At 38.1% G+C, this 25268-nt stretch carries 26 protein-coding genes and 1 pseudogene; 23 read left to right on the top strand and 4 right to left on the bottom strand.

From position 1 onward, the window contains the following. Positions 1-7 precede the first annotated feature (7 nt). From HMPREF2984_RS07415 to HMPREF2984_RS07435, 5 genes are all read left to right on the top strand, one after another. Entirely contained in the window at positions 8-262 is a 255-nt protein-coding gene (locus HMPREF2984_RS07415) for a DUF1912 family protein (RefSeq protein ID WP_022525301.1), read from the top strand. A gap of 338 nt (positions 263-600) precedes the next feature. Further along, positions 601-1161: a GNAT family N-acetyltransferase gene (locus tag HMPREF2984_RS07420; protein ID WP_180363944.1), complete on the top strand. Its 561-nt coding sequence runs from the start codon at positions 601-603 to the stop codon at positions 1159-1161. Then, positions 1158-2456, top strand: coding sequence for an ABC transporter permease (locus tag HMPREF2984_RS07425; protein WP_070670927.1), 1299 nt, complete (start codon positions 1158-1160; stop codon positions 2454-2456). The genes HMPREF2984_RS07420 and HMPREF2984_RS07425 overlap by 4 nt, the downstream gene beginning before the upstream one ends. 21 nt (positions 2457-2477) lie before the next feature. Continuing rightward, positions 2478-5126: a valine--tRNA ligase gene (locus HMPREF2984_RS07430; protein WP_070670929.1), complete on the top strand. Its 2649-nt coding sequence runs from the start codon at positions 2478-2480 to the stop codon at positions 5124-5126. Positions 5127-5340: 214 nt separating this feature from the next. Continuing rightward, positions 5341-5862, top strand: coding sequence for a hypothetical protein (locus HMPREF2984_RS07435; RefSeq protein WP_070670931.1), 522 nt, complete (start codon positions 5341-5343; stop codon positions 5860-5862). Positions 5863-6153: 291 nt separating this feature from the next. On the opposite strand, the gene cysK is transcribed toward HMPREF2984_RS07435, so the two are convergent. Together cysK and HMPREF2984_RS07445 are read right to left on the bottom strand one after the other, a co-directional pair. Beyond that, positions 6154-7083, bottom strand: coding sequence for a cysteine synthase A (gene cysK / locus HMPREF2984_RS07440; protein ID WP_070670933.1), 930 nt, complete (start codon positions 7081-7083; stop codon positions 6154-6156). A 99-nt stretch (positions 7084-7182) separates the two neighbouring features. Next, entirely contained in the window at positions 7183-7818 is a 636-nt protein-coding gene (locus tag HMPREF2984_RS07445; RefSeq protein WP_070670935.1) for a YigZ family protein, read from the bottom strand. Positions 7819-7874: 56 nt separating this feature from the next. Here HMPREF2984_RS07445 and HMPREF2984_RS07450 point away from each other — a divergent pair, with 56 nt between their 5' ends. The 10 genes and pseudogenes from HMPREF2984_RS07450 (at position 7875) to HMPREF2984_RS07495 (ending at position 16183) form a co-directional block, all read left to right on the top strand. Then, positions 7875-9176 carry an ATP-dependent helicase ComFA gene (locus tag HMPREF2984_RS07450; RefSeq protein WP_070670937.1) on the top strand — a complete coding sequence of 434 codons (1302 nt, stop codon included), beginning with the start codon at positions 7875-7877 and terminating at the stop codon, positions 9174-9176. Beyond that, positions 9173-9838 carry a ComF family protein gene (locus HMPREF2984_RS07455; RefSeq protein ID WP_070670939.1) on the top strand — a complete coding sequence of 222 codons (666 nt, stop codon included), beginning with the start codon at positions 9173-9175 and terminating at the stop codon, positions 9836-9838. The genes HMPREF2984_RS07450 and HMPREF2984_RS07455 overlap by 4 nt, the downstream gene beginning before the upstream one ends. A 77-nt stretch (positions 9839-9915) precedes the next feature. After that, on the top strand, positions 9916-10458 hold the full coding sequence (raiA, locus tag HMPREF2984_RS07460) for a ribosome hibernation-promoting factor, HPF/YfiA family (protein ID WP_003032381.1): 543 nt from the start codon (positions 9916-9918) through the stop codon (positions 10456-10458). A 189-nt stretch (positions 10459-10647) separates the two neighbouring features. Continuing rightward, a complete protein-coding gene (gene rsmD, locus HMPREF2984_RS07465; protein ID WP_180363945.1) occupies positions 10648-11196 on the top strand; it encodes a 16S rRNA (guanine(966)-N(2))-methyltransferase RsmD in 549 nt (182 codons plus the stop codon). After that, complete coding sequence (coaD, locus tag HMPREF2984_RS07470; protein WP_021001374.1) at positions 11186-11683, top strand: pantetheine-phosphate adenylyltransferase; 498 nt, start codon at positions 11186-11188, stop codon at positions 11681-11683. The genes rsmD and coaD overlap by 11 nt, the downstream gene beginning before the upstream one ends. Beyond that, complete coding sequence (locus tag HMPREF2984_RS07475; protein ID WP_070670941.1) at positions 11664-12719, top strand: SepM family pheromone-processing serine protease; 1056 nt, start codon at positions 11664-11666, stop codon at positions 12717-12719. Before coaD ends, HMPREF2984_RS07475 begins: the two co-directional genes overlap by 20 nt. Before the next feature lie 139 nt (positions 12720-12858). Then, on the top strand, positions 12859-13422 hold the full coding sequence (locus tag HMPREF2984_RS07480; protein ID WP_003043206.1) for a YutD family protein: 564 nt from the start codon (positions 12859-12861) through the stop codon (positions 13420-13422). Between the two features lie 33 nt (positions 13423-13455). Next, a complete protein-coding gene (gene rlmN, locus HMPREF2984_RS07485; RefSeq protein ID WP_022525296.1) occupies positions 13456-14538 on the top strand; it encodes a dual-specificity RNA methyltransferase RlmN in 1083 nt (360 codons plus the stop codon). Beyond that, positions 14531-15061, top strand: a complete 531-nt coding sequence (locus tag HMPREF2984_RS07490) for a VanZ family protein (RefSeq protein ID WP_070670943.1) — start codon at positions 14531-14533, stop codon at positions 15059-15061. The genes rlmN and HMPREF2984_RS07490 overlap by 8 nt, the downstream gene beginning before the upstream one ends. Before the next feature lie 384 nt (positions 15062-15445). Beyond that, a pseudogene (locus HMPREF2984_RS07495) lies at positions 15446-16183 on the top strand (pyridoxal-phosphate dependent enzyme). A gap of 162 nt (positions 16184-16345) precedes the next feature. On the opposite strand, the gene HMPREF2984_RS07500 reads toward HMPREF2984_RS07495, so the two are convergent. Then, on the bottom strand, positions 16346-17005 hold the full coding sequence (locus HMPREF2984_RS07500) for a prepilin peptidase (protein ID WP_070670945.1): 660 nt from the start codon (positions 17003-17005) through the stop codon (positions 16346-16348). A 153-nt stretch (positions 17006-17158) separates the two neighbouring features. On the opposite strand from HMPREF2984_RS07500, the gene HMPREF2984_RS07505 reads away from it, so the two are divergent. The 3 genes from HMPREF2984_RS07505 to HMPREF2984_RS07515 all read left to right on the top strand — a co-directional run bounded on the left by HMPREF2984_RS07505 (position 17159) and on the right by HMPREF2984_RS07515 (position 18559). Then, the gene (locus HMPREF2984_RS07505) at positions 17159-17686 is read left to right on the top strand and encodes a Dps family protein (RefSeq protein WP_003032411.1); all 528 of its coding nucleotides are present in this window, start codon (positions 17159-17161) and stop codon (positions 17684-17686) included. Between the two features lie 274 nt (positions 17687-17960). After that, on the top strand, positions 17961-18185 hold the full coding sequence (locus HMPREF2984_RS07510) for a YqgQ family protein (RefSeq protein ID WP_003025724.1): 225 nt from the start codon (positions 17961-17963) through the stop codon (positions 18183-18185). Further along, the gene (locus HMPREF2984_RS07515) at positions 18179-18559 is read left to right on the top strand and encodes a rhodanese-like domain-containing protein (RefSeq protein WP_070670947.1); all 381 of its coding nucleotides are present in this window, start codon (positions 18179-18181) and stop codon (positions 18557-18559) included. Before HMPREF2984_RS07510 ends, HMPREF2984_RS07515 begins: the two co-directional genes overlap by 7 nt. 19 nt (positions 18560-18578) lie before the next feature. Here HMPREF2984_RS07515 and HMPREF2984_RS07520 read toward each other — a convergent pair whose 3' ends face one another. Continuing rightward, positions 18579-19304 carry a 16S rRNA pseudouridine(516) synthase gene (locus tag HMPREF2984_RS07520; protein ID WP_070670949.1) on the bottom strand — a complete coding sequence of 242 codons (726 nt, stop codon included), beginning with the start codon at positions 19302-19304 and terminating at the stop codon, positions 18579-18581. 176 nt (positions 19305-19480) lie between these two features. On the opposite strand from HMPREF2984_RS07520, the gene typA reads away from it, so the two are divergent. From typA to HMPREF2984_RS07545, 5 genes are all read left to right on the top strand, one after another. After that, positions 19481-21322 carry a translational GTPase TypA gene (gene typA / locus HMPREF2984_RS07525; protein WP_070670951.1) on the top strand — a complete coding sequence of 614 codons (1842 nt, stop codon included), beginning with the start codon at positions 19481-19483 and terminating at the stop codon, positions 21320-21322. A gap of 64 nt (positions 21323-21386) precedes the next feature. Further along, positions 21387-21671: a DUF3165 family protein gene (locus HMPREF2984_RS07530; RefSeq protein WP_070670953.1), complete on the top strand. Its 285-nt coding sequence runs from the start codon at positions 21387-21389 to the stop codon at positions 21669-21671. Positions 21672-21744: 73 nt separating this feature from the next. After that, positions 21745-23097: a UDP-N-acetylmuramoyl-L-alanine--D-glutamate ligase gene (gene murD / locus HMPREF2984_RS07535; RefSeq protein WP_070670955.1), complete on the top strand. Its 1353-nt coding sequence runs from the start codon at positions 21745-21747 to the stop codon at positions 23095-23097. A gap of 1 nt (position 23098) precedes the next feature. Next, a complete protein-coding gene (locus tag HMPREF2984_RS07540; RefSeq protein ID WP_049533488.1) occupies positions 23099-24169 on the top strand; it encodes a UDP-N-acetylglucosamine--N-acetylmuramyl-(pentapeptide) pyrophosphoryl-undecaprenol N-acetylglucosamine transferase in 1071 nt (356 codons plus the stop codon). Continuing rightward, entirely contained in the window at positions 24166-25224 is a 1059-nt protein-coding gene (locus tag HMPREF2984_RS07545) for a cell division protein FtsQ/DivIB (RefSeq protein ID WP_049533487.1), read from the top strand. Before HMPREF2984_RS07540 ends, HMPREF2984_RS07545 begins: the two co-directional genes overlap by 4 nt. Positions 25225-25268: the final 44 nt, after the last annotated feature.

The following is a 25268-nucleotide window of genomic DNA, read 5'->3' on the forward strand; positions in this document are numbered from 1 at the left end:
GAATATGATGACGTACGAACAGGAATTTTTAAAGGATTTTGAAGCTTGGGTCAAAACTCAGGTGACTATCAACGAAATGGCTCTTGAAGAAAGTCAGAAAGTTTATGAGGAAGATAAAGATGAACGCGCTAAAGAAGCTGCGATTCGTTATGAGAGCCGCCTAGATGCCTATCAGTTTCTATTGGGGAAATTTGCCAATTATCAAGAGGGCAAGGGATTTCATGACCTACCAGACGGACTTTTTGGACAGAGAAATTATTGATTTTCTCTAGAAAACATGTTAAACTAAATGCATTAGAGGTGTTTTGAATCCCATTTGTCACAGAAAGCGGTGTTGCTGAGAAATCCGCACAAATGTCAAAACTGGTTGCTAAGGCTAAAATTGAAATAATGGTGTCTTTTTGTTTACTTTTAGGACTAGGCAGTGAGTTACGGGCTGTACTGGCGTACGCCTAAGCGAGCTAACAACGTGATAAAAGATGAACAAGAAGACCAGAGTTGCGGGCGTCTGCCCGAAATTGGGTGGTACCGCGGATAAACACATTCGTCCCTGTCATGGATATGGCAGGGGCGATTTTTTATGGAAAGCGAGGGAGGAAGATGGAGCAAGTACAATTACCAGAACGATTAGAAACCGAACGGCTCGTCCTACGAGTCCGCACAGTAGCTGATGCTGAGGATATCTTTGACTACGCCAGTTTACCAGAAGTGACTTGGCCAGCTGGTTTTCCACCTGCGGAAAGCGTGGAAGAAGAGGAAAATTATCTCGAAAACATTATGCCCAAACGCTGGATTGAGCAAAAAATACCGTCTGGTTATGGTATCTGCTTAAAAGGGACAAATAAAGTCATTGGCTCGATTGATTTTAATAATCGCCATGCTGATGATGTTCTTGAAATGGGCTATTTGCTTCACCCAGATTATTGGGGGCAAGGGATCGTGACAGAAGCTGCGCGTGCGCTGTTGGAAGTTGGATTCACCCTACTCAATCTTTACAAAATCGAAATTGAATGCTATGGATACAACAAAGCAAGCCAGCGTATTGCTGAAAAACTTGGCTTCACCCTCGAATCTCGCGTCCGTGATCGCAAAGATGCACAAGGTAAACGCTGTGATTTATTGCGATATGGATTGCTGGGGAATGAGTGGGAGGAAAAATGAAAAGATTATTTTTGTATCTGTTGGCGTTACTACCTGTTATATCTGTAGTTTCTTTGTTACTATTAGCTATTTTGCTTTTTCCGATAACTTTACTTCCAAATAGTATTTTACCAGTTGCTCCTATATATATTGTTGAGATTATTTTAGGAATACTACTGGGTTTATATGGATTTAGATTAAGAAGGATGCAAATAGATAATAAACTTCAAATTATCTATTGGATTATTTTAGGAGCATCAGCTGGAGTGCTATTACTTTTGAAATATAGATTAATTATTTTGTTACAGCCATTGTTACCCATAATTTATGCTATAGTATTTGAACATATATTTATAAGTTTTAAAAAATATGTTCAAAAAAGTAGAGATGCATTTGTAGTTCTTAATTCATTTGATGCGTTTTTTATTGGCTTTTATTTTCTTTTAAAATTTATTATAAAGTGTAAAACAGATGTTATAAATAGCTTTTTAAACAAATTGTCTATACCTCAGGATGATCTTGAGTTGATTATTATAATTTTAACTTTAATAGTATTGTTCGTACTGATACCTGCTTTTAGAGGATGTCTATCTGTTTGGTTCTATAAAAAACAAAACGGAATTCGTAAACAATTTGGAAAAGTATTTTGGAATTTGTATCTAAAATCATATTTTGCTTCGTTTATATCTATATGTTTGTATGCTACCTTATTTTTTCAACTAGATACATTACAATTTAGTACAATATTAGTCTTTTTAATATATATGTCATTAAATATTTACTTTTGGATGTATGTATATGAAGGTATTGACAGAGGAGGAGATGACAAAAAAGAGGTGATATTGAATTGGGTATTAATTGGTTTGGTATCAATCTTTTTAGTTCTTTTAGATCAAATTGAAAGTGACTTAATTGGAATTTTAACATGGTTTTTACCGATATTATTGCCAATTTTTATTGGGGAAGTGAATAGCATAATCCCCAGAGGATATTTAAAAACTCCTACACCTGTTATGAAGAAACATATTTATTGGCTTCAAATGATGAGTTTTAATACATTACTTGTGTTTAATATAGTGTCTTCTATATTTACAAAGCAAATATTAAAAAAAAATCAAATGGAACAAATCAATTCTTTAAAACTCTTTCTTATTTCTGTATTAGATCGGGGGACATCTTCAAATTTTACATTAGGTATTTTTGTTTCATTTATTATGTTGCTATGTTCAATGGCTATTGCTTATGTACTCAGTAAAGTAATGATATATTTAATACGAAGAACATATATAGAGACTTCAAATAGATATTTTAATTAGATTATTTAGAAAGGACACATCATGTCAAAAGAACTTTCACCAAAATACAATCCAGCCGAAGTTGAGGCTGGGCGTTATCAAAAATGGTTAGATGAGGATGTTTTCAAGCCTTCTGGCGATAAGAAAGCTCATCCGTATTCTATCGTTATTCCACCACCAAATGTGACGGGGAAATTGCACCTTGGTCACGCTTGGGATACTACTTTGCAAGATATTATTATCCGTCAAAAACGTATGCAAGGTTTTGATACTTTATGGCTTCCTGGTATGGACCATGCGGGGATTGCAACACAGGCAAAAGTTGAGGCACGCCTTGCTGAAGATGGTATCTCACGCTATGACCTCGGTCGTGAAAAATTCTTAGATAAAGTCTGGGAATGGAAAGACGAGTATGCTACCACTATCAAGGAGCAATGGGGTAAAATGGGGCTTTCTGTCGATTACTCTCGTGAACGTTTCACCCTTGATGAAGGATTGTCAAAAGCGGTTCGTAAAGTCTTTGTTGAACTTTATAAAAAAGGTTGGATTTACCGTGGTGAATTTATCATCAACTGGGATCCAAAAGCTCGTACAGCTCTTTCTGATATCGAAGTTATCCACAAAGATGTCGAAGGTGCTTTCTACCACATGAATTACATGTTGGAAGATGGATCACGCGCTCTTGAGGTGGCAACAACTCGTCCTGAAACTATGTTTGGAGATACGGCTGTCGCTGTCAATCCAGAAGATCCTCGCTACAAAGACTTGATTGGTCAAAATGTTATCCTTCCAATCGTTAACAAAGCTATCCCAATCGTTGGTGATGAACACGCTGACCCAGAATTTGGTACTGGTGTGGTTAAAATCACTCCAGCTCACGACCCTAATGACTTCCTTGTTGGTCAGCGTCATAATCTTCCTCAAGTTAATGTCATGAATGATGACGGTACGATGAACGACCTTGCTGGTGAATTTGCTGGCATGGATCGCTTTGAAGCTCGCAAAGCCGTTGTTAAAAAATTGGAAGAAATTGGTGCGCTTGTTAATATTGAAAAAATGACACACTCTGTTGGTCATTCAGAACGTACGGGTGTTATGGTTGAACCACGTTTGTCAACACAATGGTTCGTTAGAATGGATCAATTAGCTAAAAATGCTATTGCCAATCAAGACACAGATGACGAAGTGAAATTCTACCCACCACGTTTCAACGATACTTTCCTTCAATGGATGGAAAATGTTCACGACTGGGTTATCTCTCGTCAGCTCTGGTGGGGGCATCAAATCCCAGCATGGTACAATGCTGAAGGCGACATATACGTTGGTGAAGAAGCTCCAGAAGGTGACGGCTGGACTCAAGACGAAGATGTGCTTGACACTTGGTTTAGTTCAGCATTATGGCCATTCTCCACAATGGGTTGGCCTGACATAGAAGCAGAAGGCTTCAAACGTTACTTCCCAACATCTACATTGGTAACTGGTTATGATATCATCTTCTTCTGGGTGTCACGTATGATTTTCCAATCATTGGAATTCACAGGACGCCGTCCATTTGAAAACGTGCTTATCCACGGTCTTATCCGTGACGAACAAGGACGTAAAATGTCTAAATCACTTGGTAACGGTATTGATCCAATGGATGTTATTGAAAAATATGGTGCTGATGCGCTTCGTTGGTTCTTGTCAAACGGTTCTGCCCCAGGTCAAGACGTTCGTTTCTCTTACGAAAAGATGGACGCCAGCTGGAACTTCATTAACAAAATCTGGAATATCTCTCGTTACATTTTGATGAACAATGAAGACCTTACGCTTGACCAAGCGAGCGAAAATGTTGAAAAAGTTGTTGCTGGTACGGCTGGTAACGTAACTGACCATTGGATTCTTCACAATCTCAATGAAACGATTGCTAAAGTTACTGAAAACTTTGATAAATTTGAATTCGGTGTGGCAGGTCACATCCTTTACAACTTCATCTGGGATGAGTTTGCGGACTGGTATGTTGAGTTGACCAAGGAAGTCCTATACAGCGATAACGAGGATGAAAAAGGTATCACTCGTTCAGTTCTTCTTTACACGCTTGATAAGGTTCTTCGTTTGCTTCACCCAATCATGCCATTTGTGACGGAAGAAATCTTTGAACAAATTTCTGAAGATTCAATTGTAACAGCAGCCTACCCAACTGTTAATTCAGCCTTTGAAAATGAAGCTGCGCATAAAGGTGTTGAAAGCCTGAAAGACCTGATTCGTGCTGTTCGTAACGCACGTAGCGAAGTGAATGTTGCTCCAAGCAAACCAATCACCATCCTGGTGAAAACCAGCGATAAAGAATTGGAAAGTTTCTTCAATGCCAATGTCAACTACATCAAGCGTTTTACCAATCCAGAGCATTTGGAAATTGCTTCTGACATTGAGGCGCCAGAATTAGCTATGTCCAGCATCATAACAGGTGCTGAAATCTTCTTGCCACTTGCTGACCTTCTTAACGTTGAAGAAGAATTGGCACGTCTTGACAAAGAACTTGCTAAATGGCAAAAAGAATTAGATATAGTTGCCAAGAAACTCAGCAACGAAAAATTCGTCGCTAACGCCAAACCAGAAGTCGTCCAAAAAGAACGCGACAAACAAGCCGACTACCAAGCTAAGTATGATGCGACTGTAGCACGGATTGAAGAGATGAGAAAGTTGAGCTAGTCAGACTAGATAGATACAAGAAAACACGGTATAAAAACCGTGTTTTTTGTTATTAGTATGTAGTGTAAATTTATAAGAGGAATATATATTTAGCTGTAAGGTATGTACTATGATATAATTAAACTGACAATTTATTTGAGAGAAAATATATCTAAATTGTAAAATCAGTTACATTGAGAATTGATACCAAAAGTTTATAAAGGAGTTTTAGCAAGTGATTAATTTTTCAAATTTAATGACAACAATCATAGGAGCATTTATAGGTGGTTTATTTTCTATTGGGGTTGCACGACTTCAATTAAAATCAATAGAAAAAGAAAAGGAAGCTGAACAAGCCTCAAAAATTGCAGCTTGGTTAACAAGTGTATCAAATTCAGATGACCAACCTAAAAATTGTTTTATTAGATATGATTTAATTATTAATAACAATTCTCATTTACCTATATATAATGTAGTAGTTTTAGCGTTAAGTAATAAGAAATATCTTCATTTTAAAGATATTAAAAACTGGGATGATAATCTTATCAATTATTATTCATGTTTAGTACCAGGGGAAAAAATAGATTCAATAAATACTTATGGGAGTGGTTCTGGTGAATGTCCTATGGTATCAATATTATTTACTGATACTAATACGAGACATTGGTATCGTAATCAAATAGGGAAATTAACTCAATTAAATTCCCAAGAATACGATAAACTAGTTAAAAAATTAGGTTACAGACCGCCATTATAAAAATCTCTCCCATTAAGTTTCTTTTTATAAATTTTCCAAACTCAGCTATACGATTGGGTTTGTTTTTGGTATAATGAACTTAAATTGATACATCAACATCCGAGGTCAGAAAGGTTCTTACTTAGTGTATGTATTTTAGGTGGAGTACCTGAAATAAGAAAGTTACCGATATTTTCCAACATACAATCCATCCCCACCCATCAAAAAAGAACAGCTCAATAATAGAACTGTTCTTTTTAAACTGTTAGCAAATCCAAATTTAAAGTTCGTATTGTGTATATGCCTTGATTTCTAAACCTCAAAATTATAGAGAGCGGTTGAGAGGTAGCGCTCGCCGTTATCTGGAGCAAGAGCCAGAACTTTTTTACCTGTTCCTAGTTTTTTGGCGACTTCAAGTGCAGCATAGATAGCTGCGGCAGAAGAAATCCCTACAAGAAAGCCTTCTTGTCCACCGACACGGCGTCCAAGGTCAAGTGCTTGATCAGAGGTAACACGGACAATACCGTCATAAGCTTGAGTGTCCAGTGTTTCTGGGATAAAACCAGCTGAAATTCCTTGAATCTTGTGTGGTCCAGGATTTTCACCGGACAGGATAGCGGACTCATCTGCTTCAATTGCATAAACTTGTATATCTGGATTGACTTTTTTGAGAGCGTGAGAAACACCAGAAATGGTACCGCCTGTGCCAACTCCTCCGACAAAGGCGTCCAATCCTTTTTCACCGAAAGCAGAGATAATTTCTGCTCCTGTTGTTCTTTCGTGTACTTCAGGATTAGCTGGATTGTTGAACTGTAGTGGTAGCCATCCGTTACGTTCTTTGGCGATTTCTTCAGCTTTGGCAATCGCACCTTTCATTCCCTCACTTCCGGGAGTGAGCACCAATTCGGCACCATAAGCTTGGATAATTTTGCGGCGCTCCACACTCATGGTTTCTGGCATAACAATAACGACCTTATAACCTTTAGCAGCACCGACCCAAGACAAACCGATTCCAGTATTTCCGCTGGTTGCTTCGACAATGGTTGCACCCGGCTGAATCAAGCCCTCTTGCTCAGCGGTCTCAATCATGCTGAGAGCAATGCGGTCTTTGACAGACGACCCCGGATTGAAAGCTTCTAGCTTGACATAGACATCAGCAGCGCCTTCTGGAACAAGTCTGTTTAATTTCACGATAGGAGTATTTCCGATGAGTTCTGTAATGTTACGATAAATTTTTGCCATAAAATAATACCTCAATTCTGTTGATACCATCAGTATAAAACGAAAAGAAGTCTTTGTAAAATATAAAAAAACTATCAAGGTGATAGCTTTTTTTAATATTTAGGATAAAGAAATGGGAACTTCAACTTTCCGCAATCCCTGCTCAACAATGTCAATTTTTCCATTGAACAGTTCAATCAAACTTTCTATAACGCTGTCCTTATCGTCTTTGTCAACGAAAATAGTCGTTTGTACTTGATCTGTAAAAGCTGTATCTTGTTCTTGCAACTGTTTGGCTTTAAGAAAATTTGGCAATTCTTGATATTGACTGTAGGAAAAAGTAAGCCTTAGTCCAAGTTGTTCTTTTATGTGGACACTTCCGATTTCTTTGATAGCTAGGGCAACGCTGCCAGCATAAGCCCGAATGAGTCCACCTGCTCCTAACTTGATGCCCCCAAAATAGCGCGTCACGACAGCACAGACATTGGTTAGTTGGTGATTTTCTAAAACGCCTAACATAGGTACACCAGCAGTCCCACTTGGTTCTCCATCATCGCTACTTCGCTTCATTTCGCTCCGCTCTCCTAAAATAAAGGCAGAGCAGTTATGAGTAGCTTTGTAGTGTTCTTTTTTGACAGCCTGAATAAAATTTCGTACTTCGTCCTCTGTTGTCACACGCTTGATATGACAGATAAAGCGCGATTTTTTGATTTCTTCTTGGACTTGACCGTCCTCTTTGATTGTTCTAAATTCCATATCTTCATTTTACAAAAAAACTTTTATTTTGCCAAAGTTTTTCCGAATAAATAGATATGACGGAATTACAAGATTGCTTAGGTCGTATTTTTACAAAAAGTCAATTGTCACCAGAATTGCAATTGCAAGCACAAAGCTTAGCTGGAATGGTAGAAGAGAAAGGAAAGTTAAGCTGTAATCGCTGTGGACAAGCCATTGACAAAGAAAAACAGCAACTACCAATTGGTGCTTATTATTGTAGGTCTTGCTTGATCTTAGGAAGGGTTAGGAGTGATGAAGAACTATACTATTTTCCACAGGAAGAATTTCCCAAAGCGAATGTTTTGAAATGGCAAGGAAAGTTGACAGAATTTCAAGCTAAGGTTTCTCAAGGACTTGTAGAGGCGGTTACCAAACGCAAAGATAGCTTGGTTCACGCAGTCACAGGAGCCGGAAAGACGGAAATGATCTATCAGGTGGTGGCACAAGTCATCAATCAAGGTGGATCCGTCTGCTTGGCTAGCCCCAGAATTGATGTCTGCTTAGAACTTTATCGCAGACTGAAAGTAGATTTTACTTGCGATATTTCACTCCTGCACGGTGAATCAGAAGCATATTCCCGCAGTCCTCTCGTGATTGCTACAACGCATCAGCTTCTCAAATTTTATCAAGCCTTTGATCTTCTTATCGTTGATGAAGTAGATGCCTTTCCTTATGTGGACAATCCGATGCTTTATCATGCGGTTCATCAGGCAGTTAAAGTAGAAGGAACGAAGATTTTCTTAACAGCAACTTCCACAGATGAGTTGGACAAAAAAGTGGCTAAAGGAGAATTAACTCGTTTGAGTCTACCTAGACGTTTTCATGGGAATCCTTTGATTGTTCCTCAAAAAATTTGGTTGGCAGATTTTCAAAAATATCTTGGTCAAAAGAAGCTAGTTCCTAAGTTAAGACAGTTTATTCAAAAGCAGAGAAAAGCAAGCTTTCCACTTCTTATTTTTGCTTCTGAGATTAAAAAGGGGCAGGAATTTGCAGAGATTCTTCAAAGCACTTTTCCTAATGAAAAAGTTGGCTTTGTAGCCTCGACGACTGAAAATCGACTGGAAATTGTAGAGAAATTTCGTCAAAAAGAAATCACGATTTTGGTAACGACGACGATTTTGGAGCGTGGGGTGACTTTTCCTTGCGTGGATGTTTTCGTGGTAGAAGCCAACCACCGTCTGTTTAGTCGCAGCGCTCTGGTACAAATCGCTGGACGCGTCGGTCGCAGTATGGATCGACCGACAGGCGAGTTAATCTTTTTTCATGATGGGACCAATTTTGCTATTGAACGAGCTATTCAGGAAATTAAGGCGATGAATCAGGAGGCTGGTTTATGAATTCATGTGTTTTATGTAATAGTCTACTGGATGAAATACTAACATTTTGTGATTTATTGACTTTGACGAAGCCAAAAGCAAGAGCCTGTGATACTTGTTTTGAAAAATTTCAACGCATTTCAGGGCAGCATTGCCCGAAGTGTTATCGTGACGGGGCAAGTGAAGTCTGCATGGATTGTCAAGTATGGATAGAAAAAGGAAAAGAAGTTTGTCATAAAAGTTGTTTTGTATATAACGAAGCCATGAAAGACTTTTTCAGCCAATATAAATTTCAAGGAGATTATGCTCTTTATTCTGTATTTGCTGAAGTTTTGCAAAAGGAATTAAAAGTTTACCGTGATTATACGCTTGTTCCCATTCCTGTCAGTGCCGAAAAGTATCAGACAAGAGGGTTTAATCAAGTAACAGCTCTTCTTGAGGGCGCAAAGTTGCCATTTAAGGAAGTTTTAGAAAAGCATGATACAATTGCTCAATCAAGCAAGACGAGAGAGGAACGATTGCAAAGTCAGCAGTGTTTTAAAGTAAAAGACAATGTTCAAGTTCCGACAAAAGTTCTTTTGATAGATGACATTTATACAACAGGCTCAACCCTACAATTGGCCAAGGAAATTTTAGTGGAAGCGGGAGTGAAAGAAATTGTGACATTTTCATTAGCCAGATGATAAAAAATTTGCAAAAAAAAAATGAAAGCGTTATAATAAAATAAAGAAAAACAAATGCTTAGAAAGAAGGTACTTATATGATTAAATATAGTATCCGTGGTGAAAACCTAGAAGTAACAGAAGCTCTTCGTGATTACGTAGTTTCTAAACTTGAAAAAATCGAAAAATATTTCCAAGCTGATCAAGAATTGGATGCGCGTGTAAACTTGAAAGTCTATCGTGAAAAAACAGCCAAAGTTGAAGTAACTATTCCACTTGGTTCTATCACTCTTCGTGCAGAAGATGTTTCTCAAGATATGTATGGTTCTATTGATTTGGTGACAGACAAGATTGAACGTCAAATTCGTAAAAATAAAACAAAAATTGAACGTAAAAACCGTAATAAAAAATCAACTAGCCAGTTATTTACAGATGCTGTCATTGAAGAAGTGGAAGCTGCACCTGCAAAAGTCGTTCGTTCAAAACAAATTGACTTAAAACCAATGGACTTAGAAGAAGCTCTTCTTCAAATGGATTTATTGGGACATGACTTCTTCATCTATACTGATGTAGAAGACAACACAACCAATGTTTTGTATCGTCGTGAAGATGGTGACGTTGGCTTGCTTGAAGTAAGATAATCAATCAGTCCTCTGATTTATATCAGGGGATTTTTATTTGCTCTGCAATCAGCTCAAGATAATTGCAAAAAACTGTATTGAAAAATCATCATGTTTGAACGGCATCCCAAAAGTTGGACAGCAAAAAAACAATTGACTTACAGTTATCACAGAAGAAAAACTGATACATTCTTTCGAGATTTTGTTATAATATTCTTTATGAGAGTTGTTGCAGGGAAATATGGGGGGCGTCCTCTTAAAACATTAGAAGGCAAAACAACCAGACCGACGACAGACAAGGTTAAGGGAGCTATCTTTAATATGATTGGTCCTTATTTTGATGGAGGACGAGTGTTGGATTTGTATGCTGGAAGTGGCAGTTTAGCGATTGAAGCTATTTCGCGAGGCATGGCTTCGGCTGTTTTGGTTGAAAAAGACCGCAGGGCGCAAACGATTATCAGCCAAAATATCAGCATGACTAAGGAAAAAGAACGATTTGAACTTCTGAAAATGGAGTCCAATCGAGCACTTGAATTGGTCACAGGACAGTTTGACTTGGTTTTGTTAGATCCACCCTATGCAAAAGAACAGATTGTTTCAGATATTATAAAAATGATTGAACGAGAGCTTCTGAGCGATGATGTACTGGTTGTTTGTGAGACAGATAAGTCGGTGGATTTACCAGAAGAAATCGCAGGGCTAGGTATCTGGAAGCAAAAAATATATGGAATTTCAAAGGTGACGGTTTATGTCAGATAAAATTGGATTATTTGCGGGCTCTTTTGACCCGATTACAAAGGGGCATATTGACTTGATTAAGCGAGCTAGTAAGCTCTTTGATTGCCTTTATGTTGGTATTTTTTATAATCTTGAGAAAACGAGTTTTTTTAGTATTGAAGCGAAAGAAAAAATGATAGCAGCTGCTCTAGTTCATTTGGAGAATGTAAAAATTGTTACTTCTCATGATGAATTGGCAGTGGAAGTAGCTAGAAAGCTAGGAGTGACAACTTTTGTACGGGGATTACGTAATAGTCAGGATTTGGATTATGAGGGGAATCTCAACTTTTTCAATCATGAATTAGCACCTGAGATAGAAACCATTTTTTTGATAAGCAAACCAGCTTATCAGCATCTCAGCTCATCAAGAATTCGTGAATTGATTTCCTTTGAGCAGGATATTTCAAAGTATGTGCCCGAAAGTGTCATAAAGGAGTTAAAGAAACAATATGGAAAAACCAAGAAATAAATTTAAAAAATGGCCGATAATTGCAGTAGTAGGGTTGATTTTGCTTTTCTTATCTTTTGTAGTTCCCTTGCCTTATTATATTGAGGTGCCAGGTGGTGCAGCGGATGTCCGTCAGGTATTGCGCGTGGACAACAAAGAAGATAAGGAAAAAGGGTCTTACAACTTTGTAACGGTTGGGATTCAGCATGCGACCTTTGCTCATTTGGTTTATGCTTGGTTGACACCTTTTACAGATATTTATTCGGCGAAGGATTTGACTGGCGGAACTTCTGATAAAGAATACATGCGGATCAATCAGTTTTATATGGAAACATCGCAAAACCTAGCTAAATACCAAGGGTTGAAAAAAGCTGGCAAAGATATTACTCTGAAATATCTAGGGGTTTACGTCTTGCAAGTCACAAAGAATTCTACTTTTAAAGGCATTTTAAATATTGCAGATACCGTGACAGGTGTGAATGACAAGACTTTCAATAGTTCAAAAGAATTGATAGACTATGTCGGAGCGCAAAAGATTGGCAGCAAAGTCAAGGTGAACTATGTAGAAGACGGTCAGAAGAAATCTGCTACAGGTAAAATCATCAAACTTGAAAATGGGAAAAACGGGATTGGTATTAGCTTGATCGACCGAACAGAAGTCACAAGCAACACACCAATTGAATTTTCAACAGCCGGTATTGGTGGACCAAGTGCGGGCTTGATGTTTAGTTTGGCAATTTATACGCAAATTGCAGATCCAACATTGAGAGACGGTAGAAATATTGCTGGGACAGGCTCAATTGACCGCGAAGGAAAAGTTGGCGACATTGGTGGGATTGACAAAAAAGTCGTTTCAGCAGCAAAAAATGGTGCAGAAATTTTCTTTGCACCAAATAATCCAGTTACTAAGGAAGCTAAAAAAGCTAATCCTAAAGCGAAAACTAACTATGAGACCGCTTTGGAAGCTGCTAAAAAAATTAAGACCAATATGAAAATTGTACCCGTGAAAACTTTACAAGATGCCATTGATTACCTCAAGAACACAAAGAAGTCATAAAAATAGTTCAATAAAAGAGCAAGTTAATGATAGAAGTTTGACTTTGCTCCTTTTTTCTTTCTCTATTTCAACTATCAAAAACACTTCTTTTTATGGTAAAATAAGTTTAATACAAGAAATAAGATGATAAAGGATGACTATGCGAAAAGAAATTGCACCTGAATTATACAATTACAATAAATTTCCTGGACCGGAGTTTCGGCAAATAGGAACCAAAATTTTGACTGAGACAATTGAATTTGACTTGGTAGATAATTTCAAGGAAGGTTTTGATATAACGGCTTTTAATCAGCGTTTTTCCGATATTTTAACAAAATTTGATTATATTGTTGGTGACTGGGGGAACGAGCAGCTACGTTTGCGTGGATTTTATAAAGATGACAAGGCAAATGAAAGCGAGGAAAAAATCAGTCGCTTAGAAGATTATTTGTTAGAATACTGCAATTATGGTTGTGCTTATTTTGTCTTGGAAAATTTACAGCCGCGTCGCGCATCGTTTGATAAAAAATCACATCACAAGAAAGAAAGTGATAACAAGCCACGTCGTTCTAAACAAGCTCACTCCTATAAAGAAGAGCAACCCAAGCGAGAAAATCGCCAGCGCAGTAAGCGACAAAATCAAAAGCAAAGAGCAAGAAAGCAAAATTCAACGAAGCAACAACAAACAAGCAGCCAGCGCCATTTTGTCATTCGTCAAAAATAGTGGAAATTGAGAATGGGAACAGAGAGGAAGAAAATGAAACCATCAATTTATAGTTTGACCCGTCAGGATTTGATAGACTGGGTAGAAAGTCAAGGAGAAAAGAAATTTCGAGCTACTCAGATTTGGGAGTGGCTTTATCGCAAACGGGTTCAGTCTTTTACAGAAATGACAAACATTTCAAAGGGTTTATTAGCAAAGTTAGAAGATGAATTTGTTGTCAATCCGCTAAAGCAAAGAGTGGTGCAGGAATCGGCTGACGGCACAGTAAAGTATCTTTTTGAACTGCCAGACGGTATGTTGATTGAAACAGTTCTCATGCGTCAGCACTATGGTCTGTCGGTCTGTGTAACCACTCAGGTGGGTTGCAATATTGGCTGTACCTTTTGTGCTAGCGGGCTGATTAAAAAGCAGCGTGACTTGAATAATGGGGAAATTATGTCTCAGATTATGCTGGTGCAAAAATATTTTGATGAGCGTGGACAAGGTGAGCGCGTCAGCCATATTGTGGTTATGGGGATTGGCGAGCCTTTTGATAACTATGACAATGTTCTCAAGTTTGTGCGAACTGTCAATGATGACAAAGGGCTGGCTATCGGAGCTCGTCACATTACGGTTTCCACTTCCGGTCTAGCACATAAAATTCGTGATTTTGCAAATGAAGGAGTGCAGGTTAATTTAGCTGTTTCTCTTCATGCACCCAATAATGAATTGCGTTCTAGCATTATGAAAATCAATCGTGCCTTTCCAATTGAAAAGCTGTTTGCGGCGATTGAATATTATATTGAAACAACCAACCGCAGGGTTACTTTTGAGTATATCATGCTAAATGAAGTCAATGACGGAGTAGAGCAGGCATTGGAATTAGCTGAATTGCTCAAAAACATCAAAAAGCTATCGTATGTCAATTTGATTCCTTACAATCCGGTTAGTGAGCACGATCAATATAGTCGCAGTCCCAAGGAACGTGTAATGGCTTTCTACGATACTCTAAAAAAGAATGGCATTAACTGTGTTGTTCGTCAGGAGCATGGTACAGATATTGATGCAGCCTGCGGCCAATTGCGTTCCAATACGATGAAGAAAGACAAGGAGAAGGCACTTGCGAAACATGCTTAGGTTAAAAGTATGGCTGCAATCAAATGGAGAATTAACGGTTAATGGGCGTAAAATTCTGACTTGGGGAAGCATTTTCTACATTTTATTATTATGTCTAATGTGTTTTCTCCCTCAAGTGCCAGAAAAGGGAATGGAGACGCCGGGGATTCAGCAGTTTGGACGCATTATAGTTCTCCTTATTCCCTTTAATTCTTTGGTCAATCTTGGACAAATTACGTCCTTCTTTCAATTGGTCAAAGTTTTTGTACAAAATCTAATGAATATATTTCTGCTGAGCCCACTGATTTTTCAGCTTCTCTGGTTGTTTCCGAACTTGCGAAATACCAAACGTGTACTCTCTGTCAGCTTTGTGATAAGCCTTTTCATTGAATGTACACAGATTTTGTTAGATATTTTAATTGATGCCAATCGTGTTTTTGAAATAGATGATTTATGGACAAATACATTAGGCGGATATCTGGCTTTTCTATTGTATAAAACTTGTGTCAGCCATTGGAAAGATAAGTTTCTGACTTCTAAGTAAAAATATGGGTTATTGTTCGGATTTAGGATGCTTTTCCATGGTTTTTTCACTATTTTATTGATAGAATGGTAGAAAAACTCTATAATAATGCTCAAACATCAGAAAAGTAGTAAATTGATACTTCCAGAGAGCTTGTGCTAGGTGTAAACAAGTAGTAGATATTTATGAAATGGGCTGATGTAAATGATATGAATTTGAAACAATAAAAATTCGGTGTGCACACCTTACAGTGCAGCTTGTTGATAGACAAGATAGAGATATGCGGATAAGGTCTACTTTTCCCATAACTGAGGTGGCACTGCGCTCATACGCCCTCACACAGTTTTTGTGTGGGGGTATTTTGTTGTTTAAATTCAAGAATGCTAAAGATTGTGAGGAAACATCATGGTAGAAAATAAAGGATATTTTGGTCAATTTGGTGGTAGCTTTGTACCAGAACCGATTCAAGTTTTATTAGACGAGCTAGAGGGAACATTTGAAAAGTATAAAAATGCTCCAGAGTTTCTAGCAGAATATCATCATTATTTAGCAGATGATGCAGGTCGAGGGACACCGCTTTATTTTGCAGAAAGTTTGACGGACTATTTAGGAGGTGCAAAAATCTATCTCAAATGAGAAGACTTGAATCACCTAGGTTCTCATAAATTAAACAATGTTTTAGGGCAAATTCTCCTAGCAAAACGAATGGGTAAGACCAGAGTTATCGCAGAGACTGGAGCCGGTCAACATGGAGTAGCAACAGCTGCATCGGCTGCTAAGTTTGGCATGAAAACGTATGCTTTGTTTTCAGAAAATGATCAGGTAGCTCCTGTTTATTCTATTTCCGCTGGATTGGCCTATCCGGGAGTTGGTCCTGAACATGCCTTTTTTAAAGATTCAGGTCGAGTTGAATATGTGGCTGCGACAGATGATGAAGTAGTAGATGCACTATTATTGTTGACGCGAAAAGAAGGGATACTTCCTGCCATTGAAAGTTCCCGCGCTATTGCAGAAGCAGTTAAACGCGCGTCACAGCTAAGTAAGGACAATATTATTATCGTCAATGTATCTGGGCGTGGTGATAAAGATGTGGCCGCTATTGCTGATTACTTAGAAAAAAGAAACACGAAAAATCAAGAGTGAAATAGACGCCCATGAGTACAAATACCTACAGAAATATGAAATCTGGGAAGATGACGTAAAAAAACTAAAATTTGAAAATTGTAATCATCGCTTTATTGTTTCGAGGCTCCGCTGAATCTGGATACATCCATCCTAGCCTCATGATAGGACGTCATTCTAATTTTATTGAAGCAACAGTTTGCATAAAAGCAGAACAATCACTCCAATCAAAAGACAGGGAACGAAAGCTATCCTGTCTTTTCTCTTTTTTAAGCAAAAGAGACATAAGCCCACTAAGCTGGCAATTTGAATCAACCAAAGAATCTCTGTCAACTTGAAAACAGTTGAACAAGAAGATAGAAAAAGAAAGTCTCCTGCGCCAATTCGTAAGTCAAAGAAAAAAGCTACGATTCCAAGGGCTAAAAAACTAATCATTAGAAGATTAAAACCTACCAAAAATAGGAGAAGAAGATGAAAGAACAACCAAATGAGGATAGGATATTCCTGTTCTCTTTGATCATAAAGAGCTAGTGTAATTCCCATTATGAGCAAGACAAGCTGGCTGATATTTAAGTAGCTTAAGGAAGTTGCGAGAAAGAGTAAACCACCTACCAACTCTAATATCAAGTAGCGAATGGGAATTTTTGACTGACAAAACCGACAGCGCAGTCGATTGATAAGCTGAGAAAGGACAGGGACTAAATCACGAGGTGCTAATTTCTGTCCACAAGCATTACAATGACTGGAAGGAACGAAAATAGACTGTTCAGGGAAACGATCAACGACCAGCCCTAAAAAGGAAGCTACAATGCTTCCAACCAAGAAAAAATAAAAATGAATCATACTTTTTTATTCGTAAATAATTCTAAAAAATTGCAACTTTTCTAATAAAAGAAATTTCAGAGTTCAATCATTTGACTTTCTTATTTAGAAGCATTATAATTAAATCATAATCAAAAAGATTAGAATCATTCTAAATAAAAGCGAGGTAGGATAATGGTTAATCTAAAAAATGAAGCAGCAAAAGATGTTGCAACTTTCTCAAGTGTTGAGTCTTTCAGTAAGTCTCTTCCCAAAACAAAAGCAGTTTTAAACCAAGTGGTAGCGGATTTATACACTGCTCACATTGCTCTTCACCAAGTACATTGGTACATGCGTGGAGCTGGTTTTATGGTTTGGCATCCTAAGATGGATGAGTATATGGAAACCTTGGATACGACTTTAGATGAAGTAAGTGAACGTTTGATTACTTTAGGTGGAACGCCGTATTCAACTTTGAGTGAATTTATCCAACACAGCAATATTGAAGAAAAAGAAGGAAAATTCAGTAAGAATGTTGCAGAAAGTTTGGAACGTGTCATCGAAATCTTCCGTTACTTGGTAGGCCTCTACCAAGAAGCTCTGGATGTAACAGATGAAGAAGGAGATGATGTGACCAACGATATTTTTGTCGGTGCAAAAGCAGAACTTGAAAAGAATATCTGGATGTTAACAGCAGAAATCGGTCAAACTCCGGGTTTGTAAGTAAATTTTTGAGAGTAGAAAATAAATTTTTAAAATCTTTTAGAATTTAAGATAAGTTTAAGGAGGTGGCGTTATACTAACATCATCAGATGAAGACCTCCTAACTTTATTTGATAAAAATCCTAAACTTTTCTTTTTCATAATAATCTCCCTATAAGAGTCGCCCAATCGGCGGCTTTTTTTGTTATTTTTGAGCACTTGAAGAATGTTTTACTTACAAAATGAGTTCTTTTCAACCTTGAAATACTCCTAAAATTCTGGTAAAATAAGCCTCATGAAAACACTTTATGATGTGCAGCAATACCTCAAAAGTTTTGGCATTATTATCTATATGGGTAAGCGCTTGTATGATATTGAAATGATGAAAATTGAGTTAGAGAGGATTTATGATGCGGGCTTGATAGAAAGAATGGACTATCTAGAAGCTGAGCGGGTCTTGCGAAAGGAACATCAGTTGGAATTACAATATTTGAAGAAGAATGAGGAGAAAACATGTTAAACTGGATTTTATTGGCAATTATTGTTGGGATGTTAGGCTGGATGGGCTTTAACTATGTCCGTGTTCGTCGTGCGGCTAAGGTAGTAGACAATGCAGAATTTGGTGATATGATTCGGCAAGGTCAGTTGATTGATTTGCGCGACCCAGCTGATTTTCGTCGGAAACATATTTTAGGAGCGCGAAATATCCCGTCACAGCAGTTAAAAACGAGTTTGGGAGCTATTCGTAAGGACAAGGCTGTTTTACTGTACGAAAATAGCCGTGGACAACGTGTTATGAATGCAGCTATTCTATTGAAAAAACAAGGTTATCAAAATATTTACATCCTCTCTACAGGACTAGATGGATGGAAAGGAAAAATCAAAAGTGAGTAATCCAAAGGATTGCTCACTTTTAATAGCTTTTTTCTAGGTAGTGCCTCACTATTTCGAGTTCTGCTTGGTTCAATGCTCGATATTCTCCTGCGGCTAAGTTTGGTTCTAATTCAAAATCTCCGAAATGAGTTCGTTTCAGAGAAGTAACTTTGACACCGACAGTTAAAAACATTTTTTTGATTTGGTGAAATTTTCCTTCAGAAATAGTGACAGTAGCACAGCTTTTGTTTGGATTAGAAGAACGAATTGTAAGAATGGCTGGTTTACAACTTGTTCCGTCAAGAAAAACGATGCCCTTTTGAAAGGATTGCACTGCTTGGTCATCTAGTAGACCATTAACTTCAACCTCGTATGTTTTTGTGACATGATATTGAGGATGAAGCAATTGAAAACCGAGCGGACCGTTATCAGTGATTAACAGCAGTCCAGAAGTATCTCGATCGAGCCGTCCAACAGAATATAGATCTTCACTGAAATCTTCAGGTCTGATGAGTTCTAGAACTGTTTGGAATTTGGCATCGGAGTTAGCTGTCACAACGCCAAGGGGTTTATTCATCATAAAATACTGATGAGGCTTGCCAAGGACAGGTTGTTCTTCTAGCGTAATCGTCTGCAAACCTGTATCAACATTTTGACTGAGTTTTCGAGCGGGACAGTCATCTACTAAGATCTTCTTTTTTAGTAGAGCTTGCTTCATTTTTTTACGGCTAATGTGAGCTTGAGCTAGTAGAATATCTAAACGCATACAGTTTCCTTTGTTTTTTCTTATCATATCATAATTTTGCAATAAAGAATGTAAATAAATTTGTAGGGCATTGATTTTCTAATGAAAACATTTACACCCAGTTTAACCGTGTTTTTTGCCTTAATCTGTGGTATAATTGTTCAGTTAGAAATAAAACTTAAGATTTAGAGGATAAAATGACAAAATTAAGAGAAGATATTCGCAATATCGCTATTATCGCTCACGTTGACCATGGGAAAACAACGCTAGTAGACGAATTATTGAAGCAATCACATACCTTGGACGATCGAAAAGAGTTGCAAGAACGCGCAATGGACTCCAACGATCTTGAAAAAGAACGCGGAATTACCATTCTTGCTAAGAATACAGCTGTTGCTTACAACGGTGTTCGTATCAATATCATGGACACTCCAGGACACGCGGACTTTGGTGGAGAAGTAGAGCGGATCATGAAAATGGTGGACGGGGTTGTTCTGGTTGTTGATGCTTATGAAGGAACCATGCCACAAACTCGTTTTGTGTTAAAAAAAGCTCTTGAGCAAGATTTGGTGCCGATTGTTGTCGTTAATAAAATTGACAAACCGTCTGCACGTCCTGCAGAAGTAGTGGACGAGGTTTTGGAACTTTTCATCGAGCTGGGTGCAGATGATGACCAATTAGATTTCCCAGTTGTGTATGCTTCTGCTATCAACGGAACGTCTTCTATGTCAGACGACCCTGCTGACCAAGAGCATACCATGGCACCGCTTTTTGATACTATTATTGAACACATTCCAGCACCAGTGGATAATTCAGATGAGCCGCTTCAATTCCAAGTTTCTCTTTTGGATTACAATGACTTTGTAGGTCGTATCGGTATTGGTCGTGTTTTCCGCGGGACTGTGAAAGTTGGAGACCAAGTGACGCTTTCTAAATTAGACGGTACAACGAAAAATTTCCGTGTCACCAAGTTATTTGGTTTCTTTGGGCTAGAGCGTCGTGAAATTGACGAAGCCAAAGCGGGCGATTTGATTGCCGTATCTGGTATGGAAGATATCTTCGTTGGTGAAACGATTACTCCGACAGATGCAGTAGAACCATTGCCGATTCTCCATATTGATGAACCAACGCTTCAAATGACTTTCTTAGTGAACAATTCACCATTTGCTGGTCGTGAAGGGAAATGGGTAACATCTCGGAAAGTTGAAGAACGCTTGCAGGCTGAATTGCAAACGGATGTTTCGCTTCGTGTGGATCCGACTGACTCGCCAGATAAATGGATTGTATCAGGTCGTGGAGAATTACACTTATCAATCTTAATTGAAACCATGCGCCGTGAAGGTTATGAGTTACAAGTGTCGCGCCCAGAGGTTATCGTCAAGGAAATTGACGGTGTGCAATGTGAGCCATTTGAGCGTGTGCAAATCGACACTCCAGAAGAATACCAAGGTTCGGTTATCCAAAGTCTTTCTGAGCGCAAGGGTGAAATGTTAGACATGGTGGCTACCGGAAACGGACAAACACGTCTGATTTTCCTTGTGCCTGCACGTGGATTGATTGGGTACTCAACTGAATTCCTTTCTATGACGCGTGGTTACGGGATTATGAACCATACTTTTGATCAATACCTACCATTGATTCCAGGTGAGATTGGAGGACGCCGTCGTGGAGCTCTTGTGTCAATTGATACAGGAAAGGCAACGACATACTCTATCATGTCTATTGAGGAACGTGGAACGATTTTTGTCAATCCAGGTACAGAAGTATACGAAGGAATGATTATTGGTGAAAATTCACGTGAAAATGACTTGACGGTCAACATTACAAAAGCCAAACAAATGACCAATGTTCGTTCTGCAACGAAAGACCAAACAGCGGTTATTAAAACGCCTCGTATTTTGACATTGGAAGAATCACTTGAATTCTTGAACGATGACGAATACATGGAAGTGACGCCTGAATCAATCCGCCTGCGGAAACAAATTCTTGATAAAAACCAACGTGCCAAAGCTGCTAAAAAGAAAAAATCAGCTGAATAATGAAAGAACGGTTTGCTTCGTTGCTAATATATTAAAGAAGCGGATGGGCTAGAAAGGAGCAGAAATGTTTTATTTAATCTTTGGAATTCTCATTCTATTATTTTACATTTTTGCTGCTCCGCAGAGCATTAAAGGAACTTTAAATGTAGTAGTTTTAGTGATTGCTCTAGTCGCTTTTATCATTTTATTAGGATTGGCAGTATTTCAGATTTTTCAATTACCGTCTGAGTTTTTCGTAGGAATTTTGATGATTGGCGTAGCTTATTTTTCTCTACGTGATATTTCAAAATTGTCACAAAAAGATAGAAAAGTATCGTTTCGCTCAAAACTTCGTAACAGACAAGAATAAAAAGCCGTAAAGGCTTTTTTATTTTCTGAAAAAAAGGTAAAATAGATACAGAAGAATTAAAAAGAGGCATGTTATGAAGCACATTACAAATTTTGCAAATAAGAAAGTTTTAGTTTTAGGCTTGGCCAAGTCTGGTGAATCCGCTGCTCGTTTATTAGATAAGTTGGGAGCGATTGTCACAGTGAATGACGGAAAGCCATTTGAGGAAAATCCTGCTGCTCAGTCTCTTCTTGAAGAAGGCATCAAAGTGGTAACAGGTGGTCATCCTTTGGAACTCTTGGACGAAGAGTTTGAACTGATGGTCAAAAATCCCGGTATTCGTTACGACAATCCTATGGTAGCGAGAGCTTTGGAAAAGAAAATCCCAGTCATCACTGAAGTGGAGTTAGCCTATTTGATTTCAGATGCTCCAATTATTGGGATTACGGGCTCTAATGGAAAAACAACAACGACAACGATGATTGCGGAAGTCTTGACTGCAGGTGGTCAAAATGGTCTGCTTTCTGGGAATATTGGCTTTCCAGCCAGTCAAGTTGCAACAACCGCAACCCAAAATGATACATTGGTCATGGAGTTGTCTTCTTTCCAACTCATGGGCATTGAAACCTTTCACCCAGAGATTGCAGTGATTACTAATCTGATGCCAACTCACATTGATTATCATGGCTCTTTTGAAAATTATGTCGCTGCTAAATGGAACATTCAAAAAAATATGAGCAAATCTGACTTCCTCATATTGAATTTCAATCAAACATTAGCGAAAGAGCTGGCTGCAAAGACGCAAGCGACCGTTGTACCATTTTCAACGACGGAAAAGGTAGACGGCGCTTACTTAGAGGGAAACATGCTGACTTTCCGTGGAGAGCCTGTTATGGCAGCAGATGAGCTTGGCGTTCCGGGTAGCCATAATGTTGAAAATGCCCTTGCAACTATTGCAGTTGCGAAACTGCGTGGCATTGAAAATCAAGTCATCAAAGAAACATTGGCAGGTTTCGGTGGCGTTAAGCACCGCCTTCAATATGTCGGTGAAATCAACCATGTTAAATTTTATAACGATAGCAAATCCACAAATATTCTTGCAACGCAAAAGGCCTTGTCTGGTTTTGACAATAGCAAGGTTATCTTGATTGCTGGTGGACTGGATCGTGGCAATGAATTTGACGAATTGGTGCCAGATATTCAAGGATTGAAGAAAATGGTTATTCTTGGAGAATCTGCAGCACGTGTCAAGAGAGCAGCGGATAAAGCAGGTGTTAGCTATATGGATGCTGCAGATGTGAAAGATGCGACGCAAAAAGCTTTTGCTGAAGCTCAAGCAGGTGACATTGTTCTTCTCAGTCCAGCAAATGCAAGCTGGGATATGTATCCAAATTTTGAAGTTCGGGGCGATGAATTTATTGCAACATTTGAAGAATTAAAGGGTTAAGATGAAAAAGATTGTATTTACAGGTGGAGGAACGGTTGGTCATGTGACTCTAAACCTTATACTCATTCCAAAATTCCTAGAAGCAGGTTGGCAAGTCCACTATATTGGTGACAAGCATGGGATTGAATACCAAGAAATCCAGAAGTCAGGTTTGGATATCACTTTTCATTCTATAGCAACGGGGAAATTACGCCGTTACTTTTCTTGGCAAAATATGTTAGATGTATTCAAAGTGGCTTGGGGCATTTTGCAATCTTTAGGAATTATGTTAAAGGTTCGTCCGCAGGCTCTCTTTTCTAAAGGTGGCTTTGTATCGGTTCCTCCTGTCATTGCAGCTCGCTTAGCTGGGATTCCAGTTTATGTACATGAATCAGACCTCTCTATTGGTCTAGCAAATAAAATTGCTTACAAATGTGCGACAAAAATGTATTCTACTTTTGAACAAGCCCATGCGTTGACAAAAATTGAGCATGTGGGAGCTGTAACAAAGGTAGGAGAAAAAATAACTGCTCCAAATGATCAGATTCAAGCCATTCAGCAGCATTTTGATGAAAACCTTCCGACACTTCTGTTTGTTGGTGGGTCAGCGGGAGCAAAGGTTTTTAATGATTTTGTAACGGCAAATAAAGCAGAGCTAACTCAGCATTACAATATTATCAATTTATCAGGCGATGCTAGCTTAGACGAATTATCAAATCATCTGTACCGAATTGCCTATGTGACTGACCTCTATCAACCGTTGATGGACTTGGCGGATGTCGTTGTTACACGTGGCGGATCTAATACTATTTTTGAATTGTTGGCTATGGTAAAGCTTCATGTAATTGTCCCTTTGGGACGCGAAGCAAGTCGCGGTGACCAGATTGAAAATGCAGATTATTTTGTAAAAAAAGGCTATGCCAAAAAATTAGACGAGCCTCAATTGAATTTGGAGAATCTTCAAAAAATGATAACAGAGTTGCTTGAACAGAAAGAATTTTATGAAGAAAACATGAAACAGTCCCACGAAATAAAATCGTTAGATGAATTTTATAACCTTTTAAAAAATGACATGGATAAAGGAAGAAAATGACAAAAAAGAAGCAAGAGGATCAGAAAGAGCAAAAAACAGAAAAACTTTCTGAGTGGCAGAAAAGAAACAAGGAATACCTTGAAAAAAAGGCCCAAGAAGAAGCTGAAAAAGAGAAAGAATTGGCAGAGCAAAAAAAGCAGCATTTGCCAAATCCTGAAAAATCAGATGTAGGCGAGGAAGATGAAAAAACAGAAGTAACATCTGATACTCAAGAAGCAGAATCAGAGGACTTAGAAGAATCCACTGTAACAGAGTTCTCCGAGGAAGAACAAGATGCGTCTCTTGATAAAGCGTCCTTGCGAAAAAAGAAGAAAGCAGAACGCAAACAAGCTAAGCAGGAAGCAAAAGAGACAAGAGAAAAAATCGCTCCTCGTCATGTTTACCGTGCTTTGCCAGTATTGATTCTAAGTTCTATTTTGTTAATTTTAGCTGTTTATTTTATAAGTCCCTATTCAAAATTAAAGAACATAGAGGTGACGGGCAATAAACAGCTTTCAAAAACAGAGGTGCTGGATGCTTCTAGTATTCAAAAAGAGGATTACACCTTGACGACGTATTTGAGTCAAAAGGCACATGCTAGAAATATTAAATTATCAAATCTATGGGTGAAAAAAGCAGAGATAAGTTACCAATTTCCGATTACATTTAAAATAAAAATAACAGAATACACAGTGGTTGCGTATGATTATTCTGGGGAGCAGTATTTCCCAGTATTATCTAGTGGAGAAGAAATTGCTACTCCGGTTAAAAAATCACAGTTGCCAAAAAGTTATATAACGCTTGATTTTTCAGATAAAGCAATGCTTAAGAAATTTGTGCAACAATTATCAAGTATTTCTGATACAATCAAATCAGAAATTCAAACGGTTCAGCATACACCGAGTAAAGCGACTGAAGATTTGCTGACAATCACTATGACAGATGGAAATAAAATTCTAGTTCCTTTGTCAGAAGTAGCTAAAAAATTGCCTTATTATGAAAAAATTAAACCACAATTGACGGAAACAAGCGTTGTGGATATGGAAGCAGGAATATTTAGTTATAGAAATAGCTAAAATAATGCAGAAAATCTACCCAATTTTTATTTTTTTATGTTATA

Origin of the sequence: Streptococcus sp. HMSC066E07 (genome assembly GCF_001814695.1) — a bacterium.
Classification (GTDB): Bacteria; Bacillota; Bacilli; order Lactobacillales; family Streptococcaceae; genus Streptococcus; species Streptococcus hominis.

Bases quoted from the DNA above. Each gene is read 5' to 3' on its own strand.
- HMPREF2984_RS07415 (WP_022525301.1), top strand. From the start codon at position 8: ATGACGTACGAACAGGAATTTTTAAAGGATTTTGAAGCTTGGGTCAAA.
- HMPREF2984_RS07420 (WP_180363944.1), top strand. From the start codon at position 601: ATGGAGCAAGTACAATTACCAGAACGATTAGAAACCGAACGGCTCGTC.
- HMPREF2984_RS07425 (WP_070670927.1), top strand. From the start codon at position 1,158: ATGAAAAGATTATTTTTGTATCTGTTGGCGTTACTACCTGTTATATCT.
- HMPREF2984_RS07430 (WP_070670929.1), top strand. From the start codon at position 2,478: ATGTCAAAAGAACTTTCACCAAAATACAATCCAGCCGAAGTTGAGGCT.
- cysK (WP_070670933.1), bottom strand. From the start codon at position 7,083: ATGGCAAAAATTTATCGTAACATTACAGAACTCATCGGAAATACTCCT.
- HMPREF2984_RS07445 (WP_070670935.1), bottom strand. From the start codon at position 7,818: ATGGAATTTAGAACAATCAAAGAGGACGGTCAAGTCCAAGAAGAAATC.
- HMPREF2984_RS07450 (WP_070670937.1), top strand. From the start codon at position 7,875: ATGACGGAATTACAAGATTGCTTAGGTCGTATTTTTACAAAAAGTCAA.
- HMPREF2984_RS07455 (WP_070670939.1), top strand. From the start codon at position 9,173: ATGAATTCATGTGTTTTATGTAATAGTCTACTGGATGAAATACTAACA.
- raiA (WP_003032381.1), top strand. From the start codon at position 9,916: ATGATTAAATATAGTATCCGTGGTGAAAACCTAGAAGTAACAGAAGCT.
- coaD (WP_021001374.1), top strand. From the start codon at position 11,186: ATGTCAGATAAAATTGGATTATTTGCGGGCTCTTTTGACCCGATTACA.
- HMPREF2984_RS07475 (WP_070670941.1), top strand. From the start codon at position 11,664: ATGGAAAAACCAAGAAATAAATTTAAAAAATGGCCGATAATTGCAGTA.
- HMPREF2984_RS07480 (WP_003043206.1), top strand. From the start codon at position 12,859: ATGCGAAAAGAAATTGCACCTGAATTATACAATTACAATAAATTTCCT.
- rlmN (WP_022525296.1), top strand. From the start codon at position 13,456: ATGAAACCATCAATTTATAGTTTGACCCGTCAGGATTTGATAGACTGG.
- HMPREF2984_RS07490 (WP_070670943.1), top strand. From the start codon at position 14,531: ATGCTTAGGTTAAAAGTATGGCTGCAATCAAATGGAGAATTAACGGTT.
- HMPREF2984_RS07500 (WP_070670945.1), bottom strand. From the start codon at position 17,005: ATGATTCATTTTTATTTTTTCTTGGTTGGAAGCATTGTAGCTTCCTTT.
- HMPREF2984_RS07505 (WP_003032411.1), top strand. From the start codon at position 17,159: ATGGTTAATCTAAAAAATGAAGCAGCAAAAGATGTTGCAACTTTCTCA.
- HMPREF2984_RS07510 (WP_003025724.1), top strand. From the start codon at position 17,961: ATGAAAACACTTTATGATGTGCAGCAATACCTCAAAAGTTTTGGCATT.
- HMPREF2984_RS07515 (WP_070670947.1), top strand. From the start codon at position 18,179: ATGTTAAACTGGATTTTATTGGCAATTATTGTTGGGATGTTAGGCTGG.
- HMPREF2984_RS07520 (WP_070670949.1), bottom strand. From the start codon at position 19,304: ATGCGTTTAGATATTCTACTAGCTCAAGCTCACATTAGCCGTAAAAAA.
- typA (WP_070670951.1), top strand. From the start codon at position 19,481: ATGACAAAATTAAGAGAAGATATTCGCAATATCGCTATTATCGCTCAC.
- HMPREF2984_RS07530 (WP_070670953.1), top strand. From the start codon at position 21,387: ATGTTTTATTTAATCTTTGGAATTCTCATTCTATTATTTTACATTTTT.
- murD (WP_070670955.1), top strand. From the start codon at position 21,745: ATGAAGCACATTACAAATTTTGCAAATAAGAAAGTTTTAGTTTTAGGC.
- HMPREF2984_RS07540 (WP_049533488.1), top strand. From the start codon at position 23,099: ATGAAAAAGATTGTATTTACAGGTGGAGGAACGGTTGGTCATGTGACT.
- HMPREF2984_RS07545 (WP_049533487.1), top strand. From the start codon at position 24,166: ATGACAAAAAAGAAGCAAGAGGATCAGAAAGAGCAAAAAACAGAAAAA.